Raw genomic sequence first — 15,597 nt, 5'->3', positions numbered from 1 at the left:
ACAGACCGATAATATGTGCTGGCCATCGATATGGCGAGGGTCTAGAGCGGGGTTGTCACAAGGATCTGGCCCGCGTAGGTCTCGGCCTGCACGGCGGCCACGTCGGCCGGGGCGATCAGGGCGGCACCGTCCACCGTGGTGCTTCCCGATTCCGGGCCCAGCCAGCTGCCGGCCTGCTCGCGGGAACCGTCCGGCGCGACCACCACCAGGCGGCACTGCTCACCGGCCGGGATGCCGGACACGGTGGCCCGCACCCGCACCCAGCCGGCCGCCGGACGGACCTCGACCGCCATGGTCACCCCGGTCGCGGCATCGGTGGCGGTCGCGGTGCGGGTGCCGGCCGGCACGACGGCGACGGCGTCCGGCGCCGGGCCGGCCGCGCGCCGGCCGATCAGCGCACCACCGCCGAGCGCCACCACCACGACCAGGGCGGCCGCGGTCGCCAGCAGGGTGCGGTTGCGCCAGGTCTGCCGGCGACGCTCACCGCGGACCTCATCGAGCGTGCGCCGCAGCAACAGCTCGCCGCCCGGCGGTGGTCCCTCCAGAAAGGCCTCCGGCGGGATCTCGCCCAGCGCGATCTCCATCTCGCGGAGGTCGTCGACCTCGCGCCGGCACGCCGCGCAGCCGTCCAGATGGTCCTGCACGGCGCCCTGCTCGGCCCGGTCGAGAACGCCGAGGACGTACGCGCCGAGCAGCGCGGTCTCGTGCCCGCTCACCCGGCCACCGCCGCGCGCAGTTGCCGCAGCGCCTGATAGCTGCGCTCCTTGACCGCACCGGCCGGGACGCCGAGCGACGCGGACGCCTCGGCGATGTCGCGGCCCTGGAAATACAGCACGTTCAGCACGTCGCGATGCTCCGGCGGCAACGCCTCGACCGCGCCGAGCATGGCCATCGCCTCGCCGGCCGGGGCGCCGCCGGCGATGTCGCGGATGGTGGCGAACAGGCTGGCCCGGGCCGGCCCGGCGAGGATCTCCGGGTGCCGCCACACGCGCAGCAGAACGTCCTGGACCACCGCCTCGCCGCGGGCCCGATCGCCGGTGAGCCGGGCCGCGTAGGCCAGCATCGCCGCACCGTGCTCCTCGAAGATCCGCCGGACCAGGGCTTCGTCGGCCGCACCGTCCCGCCTGCTCACTCCCCCACCTTCAGCACCGAGATCGTGTCGTCGTCGCCATTGGACACATAGGCGAACCGGCCGTCCGGGGACACCCCGATCGTGCGCGGGCTCTTGCCGACCTTCACCGTCGCGGTCACCCTGCCGTTGCTCGCGTCCAGCACCGAGATCGTGCCGTCGACCTCGTTGACCGTATAGCCGTGCTTGCCGTCGGCCGCGAACGCGACGCTCTGCGGCGCCCTGCCGACCGCGAACGGGCCGGTGGTCTTGAGCGTGACCGCGTCGATCAGGTTGGCCGCGTTGGCCTCGAAGCCGGCCACCAGCACGCGCCGGCCGTCCGGGGAGACCGCGATGCTGTGCGGGGCCTTGGCCACCGGGATGCTCTTGAGCAGCTTGTCGGTGTTCATGTCGACGACCGCGACCGCGTTGGACTCGTGGTTGGCGGTGAACGCCCGCATCAGGTCGCCGGAGAAGCCGACCGCGTGCGGGTTGGGCGGCACGGTGATCACGCCGGCCGGCTTCTGGTCGCCGACCGAGTAGATCTCGACCCGGCCGGCGCCGTGGATCGGCACCCAGAGGTTGCCGTCCGGCCCGGTGGACAGCGCGAACGGCGCATCCCCGGTCTTCACGTAGCCGTCGACCTTCTTACCGGCCGCGTCCACGACCGCGACGCCGCTGCCGGTCTTCTTGTCGTTCTCGTACATCGAGACGAAGACCTTGCGACCGTCGCGGGAGACGGCCACGAAGCGGGGGGTGTTGCGCAGCGTCACCGAGCTGACCTGGCGACTGGTGGCGTCGACGATCGACAGCACCTTCGCGCCCTGGTTGGCGACGTAGACCGTGCGGCCGTCGGGCGAGACGGCCACGCCCTCGGGCTCGTTGCCGACCTTGATGGTGGCGATCAAGGCCGGCTTGCCGAGGCTGGCGATCCGGTGCGCGAGCACCTCTTTAGGCACGGTAATCGGCGCGACCGGCCCGGCACTCGCTTCCGGACTCTGCTCGGCGACCGGCGCCGCGGTCGGCAGCAGGTCGGCGGCGGTGGTCGGGGTGGCGGTGTCCGGCCGGCCGAGCAGCGACCAGGCGACGCCGACCCCGCCCAGCACGACCAGCGCGGTCAGCCCGGCGACCAGGACGGCACCGCCGAGCCGGCGCCGTGGCGGCGGCGCCGGCAGCACGGTGACCCGGGACGGGCCGTAGGCGGCGTAGTTGACCGTGGTGTTGACCGCTTGCAGTTGCGCCTCGACCGCGGCCCGGGACACCGGGGCGGCGGCGACCGGCACCTGCCCGGTGACCCGCACGTCGGCCCAGCCGGCCGGGCCGCGCACGGTGACCGAGCCGTCCAGCCACTCGGACCGCGGCTGCCAGAGGATGCGCAGCTGGCGGCCGGTGAGCATGGCCCGCAGGCCGGGCCCGGAGACGGTGACGGTGGCGCTGGCCAGGGCCAGCGGCGGGCCGTCGACCAGCACGTCGGCGACGATCCGCGGGGTGCCCGGGGCGAGCTGGCCGAAGTCGACCCGCTCGGGGCGCACCCGGATCGCGGTGCGTTCGAGCGCGGCGGCCGCGGCGGCCGAGACGCTGCGACTGTCGTCCTGGGTGAGGCGTTCGAGCGCGCTGCGGGCGGCAGCGGCCATGGCGAGATCGTTGCCGCCGGCGAACCGGGCCAGCTCGTCCACACCGGTCAGACGAGCCTCCCGGATCGGGCTGTCGATCTCGGTCAGCACATGCGTCGGCAGGCTCAGATCACTCATAGTGTCCCCGCGATCATCATGCAGTGACGATGGGGATCAGAGTAACCCGTCTATCGCTTCTTCGCGATCAGCACATCGATGCCATTCAACAGGCAGCGCAGGCCGAACTCGAAGGCCCGCGCCGGGTCGCCCGGTGCGTTGTACTCCTCGCCCGCGGCCGCACCGACCCGGGTAGCGGTCGGCGTGGCCGCCGGGTCGAGCACCTTCTCCAGCACCGGGGCGACCTCCGCCCACCATTGCTCGTCGGTGCGGCCGGTGCGCTGGGCGACCAGGGTGGCCGAGACGGCGGTGCGCGCGGCGCCGTGCACGTAGTCGCCGACCATCTGCACGACCAGGTCCATCTCGATGTCGGTGAGGCCGATGCCGTCGATCGCGCGCAGCTCGAAGTCGTACTTGGCGATCAGGTGCGGGCCCAGTGGCGGGCGGCTGGTGGCGACCTGCAGCAGCCAGGGGTGGCGCAGGTAGAGCTGCCAGTTCTCGCGGGCCACCCGCTCCAGGCGTTCATGCCAGCCGTCGGTGCCGTCGAAGGTCAGCGACACCTCGCCGAAGATCGTGTCCAGCATCAGGTCGATCAGCTCGGCCTTGCCCGGCACGTAGGTGTAGAGCGACATCGCGCTGACGCCCAGGCGCTCGGCGACCCGGCGCATGGACAGCGCGGCCAGGCCGTCGGCGTCGGCGATGGCCAGGCCGGCGGCGGCGATCTCGGCCACCGTGAAGCGCGGTTTCGGCCCCGGGCGGGAGCCTTCGCGCAGGCCCCAGAGCAACTCGATGGTGCGCCGCGGGTCGCCGCCGCCGCTGAAGTCGGTCGTCACCCTTTACAGCGTACGGAATCGAGGTATCGTGGGCGGCGCACGAACTCCGTACGCTGTAAAGTGATAGGAGCACGATGCGCGACCTCGCGATCGAGGCCGAAGGCCTGACCAGGCGCTTCGGCACCACCACCGCCGTCGATCAGTTCGACCTGACCGTCCCGGCCGGCACCGTTCACGGGCTGCTCGGGCCCAACGGCGCCGGCAAGACCACCGCCGTCCGGATCCTCACCACGCTGCTGCGCCCCGACGCCGGGCACGCCCGGGTGGCCGGGCACGACGTCGTCCGCGAGGCCGACCGGGTCCGCGCCCGGATCGGCCTGGTCGGCCAGCAGGCGGCCCTCGACGAGCAGCTCAGCGGCCGGCAGAACCTGGAGATGTTCGGCCGCCTGCACCACCTCGGCGCGGCCCGCGCCCGCCACCGGGCCGGCGAGTTGCTGGAGCGGTTCGGGCTGGCCGACGCGGCCGACCGGCCCGCCGCGAAGTATTCGGGCGGCATGCGGCGCCGCCTCGACCTGGCGGCCGGGCTGCTGATCGGCCCGGCCGTGCTGTTCCTCGACGAGCCGACCACCGGCCTCGACCCGCGCGGCCGCAACGAGGTGTGGCGGGAGATCCGCGCCCTGGTCACCGAGGGCACCACGGTCCTGCTGACCACGCAGTACCTGGAGGAGGCCGACCAGCTCGCCGACGCCATCGCCGTGATCGACCACGGCCGGGTGATCGCGGCCGGCCCACCGGATGAGCTGAAGGGGGCCTACCACCTCGATGTCGTGGTCCGCGACACCGAGTCACTGGACCGGACGGCCGAGCTGCTGACCCGGATCGGGGCCGGCGACCCGCAGATCGACCCGGACCAGCGGCGGGTCAGCGTGCCGGTCGGCGACCGGGTGGCGGCGCTGACCGAGGCCGCCCTGGCGCTGCGCGACCACGACGTCGAGGACATCGCGCTGCGCCGGCCCACGCTCGACGAGGTGTTTCTCAGCCTCACCGACGAGAGGAGCGCGGCATGACCGCCTGCACCGAGCGGCACACCCGGAAGTTGACCGCCCAGGCCGCAGGCGAGGGCCAGAAGGGCATGCTTAAGGAGGGCACCGCGTGACGGCGTACGCAATGGACAGCTGGACCCTCACCCGGCGGACGCTGCTGCAGTGGCGCAACCAACCGGCCCAGCTCGCGATCGGTCTGCTCTTCCCGGTGATGATCCTGCTCATGTTCGCCTACCTGTTCGGCGGTGCCATGCAGGTGCCGGGCGGCGGCGACTACCGCGAGTTCCTGCTGCCCGGGATCTTCGTGCTGACCATGGCGTTCGGGCTGGAGAGCACGTTCACCGCGGTGAGCTCGGACGCCGGGAAGGGCGTCACCGACCGGTTCCGCACCATGCCGATCTCGGCGGCGTCGGTGCTCACCGGGCGCACCGTCGCCGACATGCTGTACGCCGCGGCCGGCCTGGTCGTGCTGATCGCCTGCGGCCTGGCGGTCGGCTGGCGCTGGCACCACGGCTGGACAAACGCCCTGCTGGCGGTGGGACTGCTGCTCCTGTTGCGGTATGCGCTGCTCTGGTTCGGCGTCTGGCTCGCGCTGGTGGCCGGCAAGCCGGAGATGCTGATGGCGGTGCAGATCCTGGTCTGGCCGCTGGCCTTCCTCTCCAGCGTCTTCACCGCGCCGGAGACGATGCCGGGCTGGCTCGGCACGATCGCCGAGTGGAACCCACTGTCGGCGACCGCCGCCGCGACCCGCGAGCTGTTCGGCAATCCGGGCGAGGGCGGCTCGTGGTGGCCGGCGGTGATCTGGCCACTGGCGTTACTCACCGTGTTCATGCCGCTCGCGGTGCGACGTTATCGGCGTTTGACCTGATCCGCAGGCACAGGAATTCGTAGGTGACTCTCAACCAACTTTGAGAAACCGCTCCTACAGTCGAGAAATGCAGCCTGTGATTACGGTGCAGGGCGACGGTCCAGGGCCGCCGCCCGAGCCGGACCCGCCGCAGCGCCGCTGGACGACGCCCGGCCCGGCCGTGCGGCGCAAGCTGCTGGTCGGGGCGCTTGCCGTGTGGGCTGTGGTGATCACCGGCCTGGTGGTCTTCCGCGGCTCCGGCGACGACCCGGCACCGACCGCGGCCCAGCCGAAAGCCTCACCCTCCGCATCGGACGGGCCACTGACCGTGGCCGAGACCTATCAGACCGTGCTGCCCTCGGTCGTCCGGATCACCTCGACCGGCAAGACCGGCACCGCGGCCGGCGCCAAGAGCATGGCCGAGTCGTCCACCGGCACCGGCGTGATCGCGAACGCCGACGGCACCATCCTCACCGCCGCGCACGTCATCGACGGCGCGGTCGCCATCAAGATCACCTATGCCGACGGCACCACCTCGGCCGCCCAGGTCGCGAGCGCCGACGACGCCCAGGACATCGCCACCCTCACCCCGGCGAAACTGCCGGAGACCCTGGTCCCGGCCACCCTCGGCGGCGGCCTGCAGGTCGGCGACGACGTGGTGGCGATCGGCAACCCGCTCGGGCTGACCGCGAGCACCACCAGCGGCGTCGTCTCCGGCCTCGACCGGACGATGACCCGCGAGAAGGGCGCCGACATCGCCGGGCTCATCCAGTTCGACGCGGCGGTCAACCCGGGCAGCTCGGGCGGCCCGCTGATCAACGACCGCGGCCAGGTCGCCGGCATCGTGGTGGCGCTGGCCAACCCGACCGACGCCGGCACCTTCATCGGCATCGGTTTCGCCGTCCCGATCGGCGCCGCGCTCGGCGCCGGCCAGGGCGACGGCCAGACGCCGCCACTGTGAGAATTTAGGAGAAGCGCGTGAGTTGGAACGACGCCGCGGTTCCGGCCGCGTCCGCCGGCCCGATCGAGAAGGTGCTCTACGAGGTCAAGAAGACCATCGTGGGCCAGGACGTGCTGCTGGAGCGGCTGATCGTGGCGCTGCTCGCCCGCGGCCACATCCTGGTCGAGGGCGTGCCCGGGCTGGCCAAGACGCTCGCCGTGAAGTCCCTCGCCGAGGCGATCGGCGGCGAGTTCCACCGGGTGCAGTTCACCCCCGACCTGGTGCCGGCCGACATCGTCGGCACCCGCGTCTACCACCAGCCGACCGGCGAGTTCCGGGTGCAGCTCGGGCCGGTCTTCACCAACCTGCTACTGGCCGACGAGATCAACCGGGCGCCGGCCAAGGTGCAGAGCGCGCTGCTGGAGACCATGCAGGAGCGGCAGGTCACCATCGGCCGGGAGACCCACAAGCTGCCCAACCCGTTCCTGGTGATGGCGACCCAGAACCCGATCGAGAACGAGGGCGTCTACCCGCTGCCCGAGGCGCAGGTCGACCGTTTCATGATGAAGGTCCTGGTCGGGTACCCGAGCGTCACCGAGGAATTCGTGGTGGTCGAGCGGTCGCTCGCCCCGGCCGCGGTCATCCACCGGATCATCGACCCGGAAACCCTGGTTCAACTGCAACAACAGGCAGATCAGGTGTACGTCGATCCGTCGCTGATCGAGTTCGCCGTGCAACTCGCGCACGCCACCCGCGAGCCGGCCCGGATCGGCCTCACCGACCTGGCCCGCTACGTCACCTTCGGGGCCAGCCCGCGGTCGTCGATCAGCCTGGTGCTGGCCGCCCGGGCGCTCGCCTTCATCAGGGGCCGGGAGTATGTGGTGCCGGAGGACCTCACCGACCTGTCCCTCGACGTGCTGCGGCACCGCCTCGTGCTGTCCTACGAGGCGCTCTCCGACGAGGTCACCCCGGACGTGATCCTGCAGAAGATCCTGGCCAACCTGGCGATCCCGGAGCCCGCCGGCCGGGGCCGCTGAGGTGACCACCACCCCGGACCGCCTGCTGCGGCGCCTGGAGTGGCGGCTCGGCCGCCGCCTCGACGGGCGGCTGCAGGGTGCCTACCGCACGGTGTGGCACGGCACCGGCCTCGACTTCACCGACCTGCGGATCTACTCGCCCGAGGACGACGTCCGGCACATCGACTGGAACGTGACGGCCCGGCTCGACGAGCCGTTCGTCCGGCAGTACACCGAGGACCGGGAGATGACCGCCTGGCTGGTCATCGACCGGTCCGCCTCGATGCGGTTCGGCCGGGACGCCGGCAAGGAATCCACCGCCACCGAGCTCGCCGTGAGCCTGGGCCGGGTGGTGTCGCAGGGCGGCAACCGGGTCGGTGCCATCCTCTTCGACAACGACAGCCACCTGGTGATCCCGCCGCGCACCGGGCGCGACCAGATCCTGCGGATCACCCGCGAGCTGCTCCGGCCGGTCAAAGCCGGCAAGAAGGGCAGCACGACCGACCTGTCGAAGATGCTGCACCTGGCCGCCACCACCACCTCCCGGCGGCGCAGCCTGATCTTCGTGATGTCCGACTTCATCAGCGATCCCGGCTGGGAGCGGCCGCTCGGCATGCTCACCCACCGGCACGAGGTCGTGGTGATCCGGGTCGTCGACCCGGCCGAGCTCGACCTGCCCGACCTCGGCCTGATCCTGGTCGAGGACGCCGAGACCGGCGAGCAACTGCTGGTCGACACGAGCGACCCGCTGCTGCGCGGCCGGCTCTCCGCCCAGGTCGACGCGCGCGAGACCGAGCTGGCCGAGGGGATGCGGCGGGCCGGCGTGGACGCCCACCGGATCACCACCGACCAGGACATGCTGGCCGCGCTCGTGGCCCTGGTCCGGCGCTCGGGACGGGTACGCCGATGAGCTTCCTCTACCCCCTGCTGCTGGCGGTCGCCGTCCTGATCACCGGGGCGGCCGTCGCCGGATACGTCCTGTTGCAGCGCCGCCGCACCGCCGCCCTCACCGCGGCCGGCTTCGGCGCGCTGGCCGGCGGTTCCGGCCGGCGGGCCGCGATCCGCCGGCACCTGCCCTACGCGCTGCTGCTCGCCGCCCTGCCGATCATGCTCATCGGCCTGGCCCGGCCGCAGGCCGAGGTGGCCGTGCCGCGGGTGGCCGGCACCGTGCTGCTGGCATTCGACATCTCCAACAGCATGAAGGCCACCGACGTGCAGCCGACCCGGCTCAGCGCGGCCCAGAAGGCGGCGGTCGGTTTCGTCGACGAGCAGCCCGACTCGGTGGACGTCGGCGTCGTCGTCTTCGGCGACCAGGCGCTGCTCACCCAGGCGCCGACCGACGACCACGCGCTGGCGCAGGCCGCGATCAACCGGGCCACGCCCGGCGGCGGCACCTCGCTCGGCCAGGCCATCCTGGTCGCCCTCGGCACCATCACCGGCAAGCCGGTGGCGCTCCCGACCGCCGACGGCGGCGCGGCCCCCGACCTCGGCTACTGGCCGTCGGCGACGATCGTGGTCTTCTCCGACGGGGCCGACACCGGCGGCCCGGACGCCGAGGCGGCGGCCGAACTCGCCGCGGCGGCCGGGGTCCGGATCCAGACCGTCGGCGTCGGCACCGCCAAGGGCGGCACCGTCGAGGTGGACGGCTTCCAGCTGGCGGCCACCATGGACGAGGCCGCGCTGACCTCGATCGCCCAGGTCACCGGCGGGGCGTACCACGCCGCCGGGGATGCGGCCGCGCTCGCCGACACCACCGACTCGATCGACCTGCGGCTGACCACCAAGAAGGAACCGCTCGAGTTGACCGCGCCGTTCGCCGCCGCCGCCCTGCTGCTGCTCTCCCTCGGCGCGCTGCTCGGCACCCGCTGGCACGGAAGGATCGTCTGATGTCGCTCAGCTGGCCGTGGGCGCTTCTGGGCCTGCTAATCACGCCGATGCTTCTGGCGGTGCGCTATTGGATGAACCGGCGGCGGAAACGCTCCGCGATCACCGTCTCGAGTGTCGCGCTGATCCGGGCCGCGATCCCCGGCCGCAGCGCCTGGCGCCGGCGCATCCCGGTCTGGCTGTTCCTGGCCGCGCTGATCGTGCTGGCCGGCGGCATCACCCGGCCGCAGGCGTCGATCGCGGTGCCGTCCAACGACACCTCGATCCTGCTCGCCATCGACGTCTCCGGCTCGATGTGCAGCACCGACGTCTCGCCCAACCGGATGACGGTGGCCACCGACGCCGCCCGCGACTTCGTCAAGGCGCAGAGCGACGGCACCCAGATCGGCCTGGTCGCCTTCTCCGGCATCGCCGGCCTGCTGGTGGCGCCGACCACCGACAAGGACGCGCTGATCCAGGCGATCGACAATCTCAAGACGGCCCGCGGCACCGCGATCGGCCAGGCCATCCTCACCTCGATCGACGCGATCGCCGAACACAACCCGAACGTGGCGGCGACCGGGGTCGACCTCGGCGACGCCGCGCCGAACACGCTCGGTGACTACCAGCCGGACACCATCGTGGTGCTCACCGACGGTTCCAACACCACCGGCGTCGATCCGGTCACCGCGGCCGAGCAGGCGGCGGCCCGGAAGGTGCGGGTCTTCACGATCGGCTTCGGCACCACCACCCCGGCCCCGATGGTCTGCTCGGCCAACCAGGTCAGCGGCGACTCGTGGATGGGCGGGGGCGGCGGCTTCAACAACGGCCGCGGCGGTGGCGGCCGTAACCAGCAGATCGACGAGGACGCGCTGCAGCAGGTCGCGGACACCACCGGTGGCCGCTACTTCCGGGCCGAGGACGCCGACCAGCTCGTCGACGTGCTCGGTGACCTGCCCAAGGAGATCGGCCTGCACAAGCAGAACGTCGAGATCACCGTCTGGTTCGTGCTGGTCGGCTTCCTGCTCGCGGTCACCGGCGTCGGGCTGTCGCTGTGGTGGAACCGAGGCCCCGGGCTGCCGGGTCAGCCCAGAACGCTCGCCCAGCGACCGCGCACCCCGGCCAGGTAGGCCGGGTCGCTCTCGGCCACCCGGGGGAACGAGCCGAGCCGCTCCCACGGGCGGCAGGCGTCGATCACCGCGCGGCTGTTGAACGGCGCGGCACCCGCGGGCAGCATCGGGTCGAGCCGGCTGCCCCGGGTGCGGCGCTGCACCTCGATGTCGTCGGCCGGGTCGGTGCGGGTGGAGATCGCCCAGACCAGCTGGTCGAGGTCGGCCGGGTCGATGTCCTGGTCGACCACGACCACGTAGCGGTTCATGTAGGCGGCGGCCGGCAGCTGCGCGGTGAGGTGGCCGACCTGGCGGGCGTGACCGGCGTACTTCTGCTCGATCGCGACGCCGACGAAGAGGCGGCCGCCGCCGGCCTCGTGCGCCCACGCCTTCACGATGCCGGGCACGCCGGTCGCGACCAGTTCGTCGTGGATCATCGCGGACTTGAGCACGGTCCGCATGTAGGAGTAGTCGTGCGGCGGGCGGCCGGGCGGGGCGCCGAGCAGGATCGGGTCGTCCCGGTGGTACAGCCGGGTGATCTCCAGGCACAGGTCCTCGCGACGGGCGCCCGAGTAGTAGCCGGTCCACTCCCCGAACGGTCCCTCCTCGGCGGTCTGCCCGGGACGCAGCCAGCCCTCGACGGCGAGCTCGCTGCCGGCCGGGATGGGCAACCCGGTGTCCGGGGCGAGCACGACCGGGATGCGCTCGCCGGCGACCGCCCCCGCGTACTCCAGCTCGGAGATGCCGGTCGGCACCTCCGTCCCGCCCAGCGCGAGCAGCAGCGGGTCGTGGCCGAAGGACACCGTGACCGGTGCCCGGCCGTGCGCCGCGAACCAGGCGGCGATGTGCTGGGCGCCGTGCTTGCCGGGAACCGCGGCGATGGTCACCGCCCGGCCCTCGTCCTGCACCTCCATCCGGTAGCAGCCGCCGTTGTGCACGCCGGTCTCCGGGTCGCTGGTGACGACCAGGCAACCGGTACCGATGAACCGGCCGCCGTCGTGCTCATGCCAGCGCGGCACCGGGAAGTCGAGCAGGTTGATCCGATCGCCGGTGACCTCGTTGGCCAGCAGCGGAGCGTCGGTCACCGGCCGGATCGGGAAGTCCTTGGCCGCGGCCGCCCACTGCGCCGGCTTGCCGCGCAACGCGGCGACCAGTGACTCGTCGGTGTGGTCGGCGCCGAGCCGCAGGGTCAGGCCGAGGCGGCGGGCCGAACCGGTGCTGCCGGTCAGCACGCGTCCGCTCGGGTAGCCGAGGATGTCGGCGAACAGCAGCGCCGGCGGCTGCGGCATCCGATAGCTGAGCTCGGCGATCGCGCCCAGCTCCAGATCCCAGTGGGCGCCGCGCACGTCGCGGACGTCGCCGACCTCGGTCAGGAAGGTTCGCAGGCTGAGCAACGGCTCCGATTCGTCCTTCATGGACACACGATATTCGCATCAAATGACAGCGACCGATGGATGGGGTCGCGGACGACGGCCGGTCGGCGGACCATCCGCCCATGAGGCTCAAGGCTGCCGCCGCCGCGTTCGCCCTGCTCGTGATCACCGCCGGATGTTCGAAGGACGAACCCCGGACCGCCCCGGCAACACCCGACACGGTCACCTACGCGACCGGGTTCGGCGCGGTGGGGCGGGACGCCTTCATCTGGGTGGCCCGGGACAAGGGGTACTTCGCCGCGGCCGGGATCGAGGTCGACATCCAGAAGGGCGCCGGCAACGTGCCCAACCTGACCATGCTCAAGTCGAACCAGGCGCAGTTCGCGGCGATGGACTTCGCCGGCGCCGAACTGCTGGCCGGGCAGGGGAAGTTCACCGACTGGCGGGCGGTCGCGGCCGTGCACCAGCAGACCCTCGTCTCGATCATGACGACGGCCGACACCGGCATCACCAAGCCCACCGATCTGACCGGCAAGACGGTCGCGACGGCGAAGGGCTCGGTGAGCGAGGTGCTCTTCCCGGCGTACGCAAAGCTCGCTGGTGTTGATCCTTCGACGGTCAAGATCCAGGGGACGCAGACCACGGCGCTGAACGGGTTGATGGCGCAGCGTCAGGTCGACGCGATCAGCACGTTCCTGCTCAGCCGCAAGGCTCTGGAGACCGCGTCGAAGAAGCAGGTCGTGGTGCTGCCCTACCGCGAGTATCTGAAGAACCTCTACGGCAATGTCATCGTCACCCAGGCCGGGCTGATCGGCAGCGACCGTGACCTGGTGCAGCGCTTCACCACTGCCGCGCTCAAAGGTCTGCGCTACACCCTCGACCATCCGCAGGAGGCGGCCGAGATCCTCAACCGGGCCGAGCCGACCGCCGCGATTCCGGCGGCGGTCGGGGAGATCGAGGCGATGAAGCCGTTCGTGGAGCCGCTCGGCCGGCTCGACGAGAAGCGGGTCGCCGACAGCCTCACCGAGTTGGGGGTCACCGGGCTGACCCCGTCCTCGGTCGCGGACCTCAGCTTCTGCCCTGGACCTCCCACAGCCGGTTGTAGTTGACGTCGTTGAGGTCACGGCCCTCGTCGATGCGGGCGGTGAACGGGCGGGCGGTGGTGGCGGCCGGCGCCCACGGGGTGACCTCGTTGTAGCCGGCGCAGATCGCGCTGTCCCGGATCACCAGCTGGCCGTTCGGGGTGACGCCGGGCAGGTAGCCGGTGGCGCTCGCGCCCTGGTCCCAGCCCCGGCCCAGGTAGCCGGTCGGGGCCGCCTGGTAGCCGGCGTCGGCGGTGATCCGGGAGTGGGTGACCAGGAAACCGTACGGGTAGTTGGGCGCCGTGTTCGGCGCGAAGATGACGCCGCCGGACGCCTTGCGCGACGACACCAGGTGGAAGTGGGTGCCGTCGAAGACGGTGGCGGCGCGGCCGAAGACGAAGTCGGTGTCGCCCTCGATGTAGCTGTCCCGCACCGACACCCGGGCGATGCTGGTGACGTCGTTGGCGTTGGCCAGGAACGTGTCCTGCCGGGAGATCAGCCGCATGTTCTCCAGCTGGGTGCGGTCGGCGTCGGTGCGCAGCGCGAGGGCCTGGTGGGTGCCGCGGTCGACGGTGTCGAGCAGCGTGTTCGTGATGGTCAGGCCCTTGAGCTGCAGGTCGGTGCTCTGCGCCCAGACCACGGTGGCGCACAGGCCGGCGGTGGCGCTGGTCTTGGTGGCGCAGGACTGGAACATCGGCCAGGCCGGGTCGCCCTCGGCATACCGGCCGTCGGCGTTGACCAGGGCGCCCCACGCGGCCGGGGTGATGGTGGCGTCGACGGTGAACTCCAGTCGCACGTCGGCCGGGCGGCCGAGGCCGAAGATGGTCAGCGGCGGTGAGCCGGCCGGGATGAGGACGGTGCCGGTGTAGGTGCCGGGCAGGATGCCGATCCAGCGGCGGGCGCTGCCGCCGTCCCGGTAGGCGGCGTTGACCGCCTCCTGCACGGTGGCCAGGCCGGGCCCGCCGACCAGGTAGTCGGGGCGGCCGGTGGCTATCGGTTTCGGGCGCCAGGGGTCGGCGACGGGGGCGGCGTAGAGGCCGGAATACCGGAAGTAGTTCTCCGGGGTGAACGGGCGGGCCTCCGCGGCGGAGAGAACCGGGCGGGTCACGGTGCCCGGCGCGGTCAGCACTTCGTGACCACCGCCACCCTGCACCACGAGGGCCATCGCTGCCATTGCCGTGATCGCCGTCATCATCGCGTTCTCCTCGTCAGGAATGCGCTTACCTCAGGGGTTTTGACGAATCATACGATCGAGTCGCGTCAATGGGAGCCCCCGTTGATGACAACTACTTTGGGTGACCATCGCATCACTTTTGATCTTGAGCGTGAGCATACGATTACTTTACGTAGCTGCAAATGTGATCACAGAGAGTGCCGAGGAGCGGCATAGGAACTTCCTAGATTCCATTCCTAACGTGGCCTAAGACGCAGATCCACCCCGAAAGGAAGAATCACCATGATTCGTACGGCCGTCATGCCCCTCGAGGACGCCAGCCCGCAGGTTTTCGTCGACTCGACCGGGCGCCGCAAGCGGGTCCTCGCGATCTTCGGCTTCCTGGTGGCGATCTTCGCGACCCTTTACATCGCGGTGGTCGGCACCAGCGTGGTCCAGGCCTCCGACGCCGGCCTCACCACTAAAGCCACCGTCTCCACGTCCGCGACGACCAGTGCGTCCGCGTCCGCGTCCGCCTCCAGCTAACCCGTGTAGCCGGCGAACAGCTTCGTGAAGGCGTACTCGTCCTGGCTGATCCCGCTGCACTTGCTGCTGACCTTCGCGTCCGTGCAGTCGCCGTTGTCCCGGTTGACCGACCAGAACCGGACGAAGCCCAGCCCCTTCTCCTTGGCGTAGGCCAGCAGCGTCGTCGCGTTCGCCACCGTGGTCGGACCGCCGAGGCCGTTGGCGCCGATCATCGGCGTGACCGCGAGCATCGCGTAGACCTCGGCGTCGGTCAGATCCGACCAGACGCCGGCCACGTCGGCCTTCACCGACTCGGTGGCCGTGGTCAGCGCGGTCCCCCACGCGCCGGTCCCGGTGAAGTTCATGATCATCGCGTTGACGATGACGTCCAGACCGGCGTCCTTGGCGCTCTGCAGGATCGCGATCTCGGTGTCGGTCAGGCCGACCGACTCGCCGCCGACCGGCAGGGTCAGGGTGATCGAGGTGCCGCGGGCCTTCTGCACGGTGGACAGCGCCGTCATGATCGTCGCGGCGGTCACCGTCTGTTCGATGTCGACGTCGAGGTAGTTGCTCCCCGCGACATCCAGCGCCTTCTCGTACGCGGCGGCCAGCTCGGTGGCCGAGCAGACGTTCTCCAGATAGGTCCCGGTCTCGCCCCCGGTCGACACGATGACGTCGCCGTCCACCGCCTCGATCTTGTCGAGTTCCGCGCCGACCGTGCTGTCGTCGATCGCCTTCGTGCCACCCCAGGTCGGCGTGCAGGTCTTGGCGCTGTCCGCCACCACGAACGCCGCCGAGAAGTCGGCCTGGCCGGTCGCGGTGTGGATCGCGGTGATGTCGGCGGTGCCGCTGACGATGTCGATGTAGGGCGCGACGATCGGCGCCGAGGTGGCGGCGGCACTGGCCGACGTCGTGGCCGACCCGGCGTCCCCCGAGTCGGCGTCGCCCGAGCAGCCCGCGATCGTCAGGACCAGGGCGGCAGCGACAGCAAGGTGGGCGCGCACCCCCGAACTATCCCACGTGAATGGCTCAGAA

The 15,597-nt window shown here is 71.5% G+C and carries 16 protein-coding genes; 9 read left to right on the top strand and 7 right to left on the bottom strand.

Annotation, left to right across the window (positions count from 1 at the left end):
• Nucleotides 1-41 precede the first annotated feature (41 nt).
• Genes Adu01nite_RS20435 through Adu01nite_RS20420 form a run of 4 tightly spaced genes read right to left on the bottom strand, consistent with a single transcriptional unit; the run spans nucleotide 42 to nucleotide 3,671 of the window.
• Nucleotides 42-716, bottom strand: coding sequence for an anti-sigma factor family protein (locus Adu01nite_RS20435; protein WP_203728495.1), 675 nt, complete (start codon nucleotides 714-716; stop codon nucleotides 42-44).
• Nucleotides 713-1,132 carry a sigma factor-like helix-turn-helix DNA-binding protein gene (locus tag Adu01nite_RS20430; protein ID WP_239132562.1) on the bottom strand — a complete coding sequence of 140 codons (420 nt, stop codon included), beginning with the start codon at nucleotides 1,130-1,132 and terminating at the stop codon, nucleotides 713-715. The genes Adu01nite_RS20435 and Adu01nite_RS20430 overlap by 4 nt, the downstream gene beginning before the upstream one ends.
• A complete protein-coding gene (locus Adu01nite_RS20425) occupies nucleotides 1,129-2,859 on the bottom strand; it encodes a YncE family protein (RefSeq protein WP_203728494.1) in 1,731 nt (576 codons plus the stop codon). Before Adu01nite_RS20425 ends, Adu01nite_RS20430 begins: the two co-directional genes overlap by 4 nt.
• A 50-nt stretch (nucleotides 2,860-2,909) precedes the next feature.
• Nucleotides 2,910-3,671, bottom strand: coding sequence for a TetR/AcrR family transcriptional regulator (locus Adu01nite_RS20420; RefSeq protein WP_203728493.1), 762 nt, complete (start codon nucleotides 3,669-3,671; stop codon nucleotides 2,910-2,912).
• Nucleotides 3,672-3,745: 74 nt separating this feature from the next.
• Between Adu01nite_RS20420 and Adu01nite_RS20415 the strand changes: the two genes are divergently transcribed.
• The 7 genes from Adu01nite_RS20415 to Adu01nite_RS20385 all read left to right on the top strand — a co-directional run bounded on the left by Adu01nite_RS20415 (nucleotide 3,746) and on the right by Adu01nite_RS20385 (nucleotide 10,450).
• On the top strand, nucleotides 3,746-4,678 hold the full coding sequence (locus Adu01nite_RS20415; protein WP_203728492.1) for an ATP-binding cassette domain-containing protein: 933 nt from the start codon (nucleotides 3,746-3,748) through the stop codon (nucleotides 4,676-4,678).
• 85 nt (nucleotides 4,679-4,763) lie between these two features.
• On the top strand, nucleotides 4,764-5,522 hold the full coding sequence (locus Adu01nite_RS20410) for an ABC transporter permease (RefSeq protein ID WP_239132561.1): 759 nt from the start codon (nucleotides 4,764-4,766) through the stop codon (nucleotides 5,520-5,522).
• Between the two features lie 67 nt (nucleotides 5,523-5,589).
• Nucleotides 5,590-6,462: a S1C family serine protease gene (locus Adu01nite_RS20405; RefSeq protein WP_203728491.1), complete on the top strand. Its 873-nt coding sequence runs from the start codon at nucleotides 5,590-5,592 to the stop codon at nucleotides 6,460-6,462.
• Between the two features lie 17 nt (nucleotides 6,463-6,479).
• Complete coding sequence (locus Adu01nite_RS20400; protein ID WP_203728490.1) at nucleotides 6,480-7,478, top strand: AAA family ATPase; 999 nt, start codon at nucleotides 6,480-6,482, stop codon at nucleotides 7,476-7,478.
• Between the two features lies 1 nt (nucleotide 7,479).
• Nucleotides 7,480-8,367, top strand: a complete 888-nt coding sequence (locus Adu01nite_RS20395) for a DUF58 domain-containing protein (RefSeq protein ID WP_203728489.1) — start codon at nucleotides 7,480-7,482, stop codon at nucleotides 8,365-8,367.
• Complete coding sequence (locus tag Adu01nite_RS20390) at nucleotides 8,364-9,344, top strand: VWA domain-containing protein (protein ID WP_203728488.1); 981 nt, start codon at nucleotides 8,364-8,366, stop codon at nucleotides 9,342-9,344. Before Adu01nite_RS20395 ends, Adu01nite_RS20390 begins: the two co-directional genes overlap by 4 nt.
• Nucleotides 9,344-10,450 carry a VWA domain-containing protein gene (locus tag Adu01nite_RS20385; protein ID WP_203728487.1) on the top strand — a complete coding sequence of 369 codons (1,107 nt, stop codon included), beginning with the start codon at nucleotides 9,344-9,346 and terminating at the stop codon, nucleotides 10,448-10,450. Before Adu01nite_RS20390 ends, Adu01nite_RS20385 begins: the two co-directional genes overlap by 1 nt.
• Here Adu01nite_RS20385 and Adu01nite_RS20380 read toward each other — a convergent pair.
• Nucleotides 10,405-11,844 (bottom strand): UbiD family decarboxylase, encoded by a 1,440-nt coding sequence (locus Adu01nite_RS20380; RefSeq protein WP_203728486.1) that lies wholly within the window; start codon nucleotides 11,842-11,844, stop codon nucleotides 10,405-10,407. The two genes, Adu01nite_RS20385 and Adu01nite_RS20380, sit on opposite strands and share 46 nt — an antisense overlap.
• Before the next feature lie 80 nt (nucleotides 11,845-11,924).
• Between Adu01nite_RS20380 and Adu01nite_RS20375 the strand changes: the two genes are divergently transcribed.
• Nucleotides 11,925-12,911: an ABC transporter substrate-binding protein gene (locus Adu01nite_RS20375; protein WP_203728485.1), complete on the top strand. Its 987-nt coding sequence runs from the start codon at nucleotides 11,925-11,927 to the stop codon at nucleotides 12,909-12,911.
• Here Adu01nite_RS20375 and Adu01nite_RS20370 read toward each other — a convergent pair.
• Nucleotides 12,871-14,079, bottom strand: coding sequence for a putative acyl-CoA thioester hydrolase (locus tag Adu01nite_RS20370; RefSeq protein WP_239132560.1), 1,209 nt, complete (start codon nucleotides 14,077-14,079; stop codon nucleotides 12,871-12,873). The two genes, Adu01nite_RS20375 and Adu01nite_RS20370, sit on opposite strands and share 41 nt — an antisense overlap.
• A gap of 261 nt (nucleotides 14,080-14,340) precedes the next feature.
• On the opposite strand from Adu01nite_RS20370, the gene Adu01nite_RS20365 reads away from it, so the two are divergent.
• On the top strand, nucleotides 14,341-14,583 hold the full coding sequence (locus Adu01nite_RS20365; protein WP_203728484.1) for a hypothetical protein: 243 nt from the start codon (nucleotides 14,341-14,343) through the stop codon (nucleotides 14,581-14,583).
• Here the strand turns inward: Adu01nite_RS20365 and Adu01nite_RS20360 are convergent.
• Nucleotides 14,580-15,566 (bottom strand): glycoside hydrolase family 18 protein, encoded by a 987-nt coding sequence (locus Adu01nite_RS20360; RefSeq protein ID WP_203728483.1) that lies wholly within the window; start codon nucleotides 15,564-15,566, stop codon nucleotides 14,580-14,582. The two genes, Adu01nite_RS20365 and Adu01nite_RS20360, sit on opposite strands and share 4 nt — an antisense overlap.
• Nucleotides 15,567-15,597 lie beyond the last annotated feature (31 nt).

The organism is Paractinoplanes durhamensis (assembly GCF_016862175.1).
Classification (GTDB): domain Bacteria; phylum Actinomycetota; class Actinomycetes; order Mycobacteriales; family Micromonosporaceae; genus Actinoplanes; species Actinoplanes durhamensis.
The sequence above is the reverse complement of the archived record's forward strand: the minus strand, read 5'-3'. Positions and strand labels throughout refer to the sequence as shown.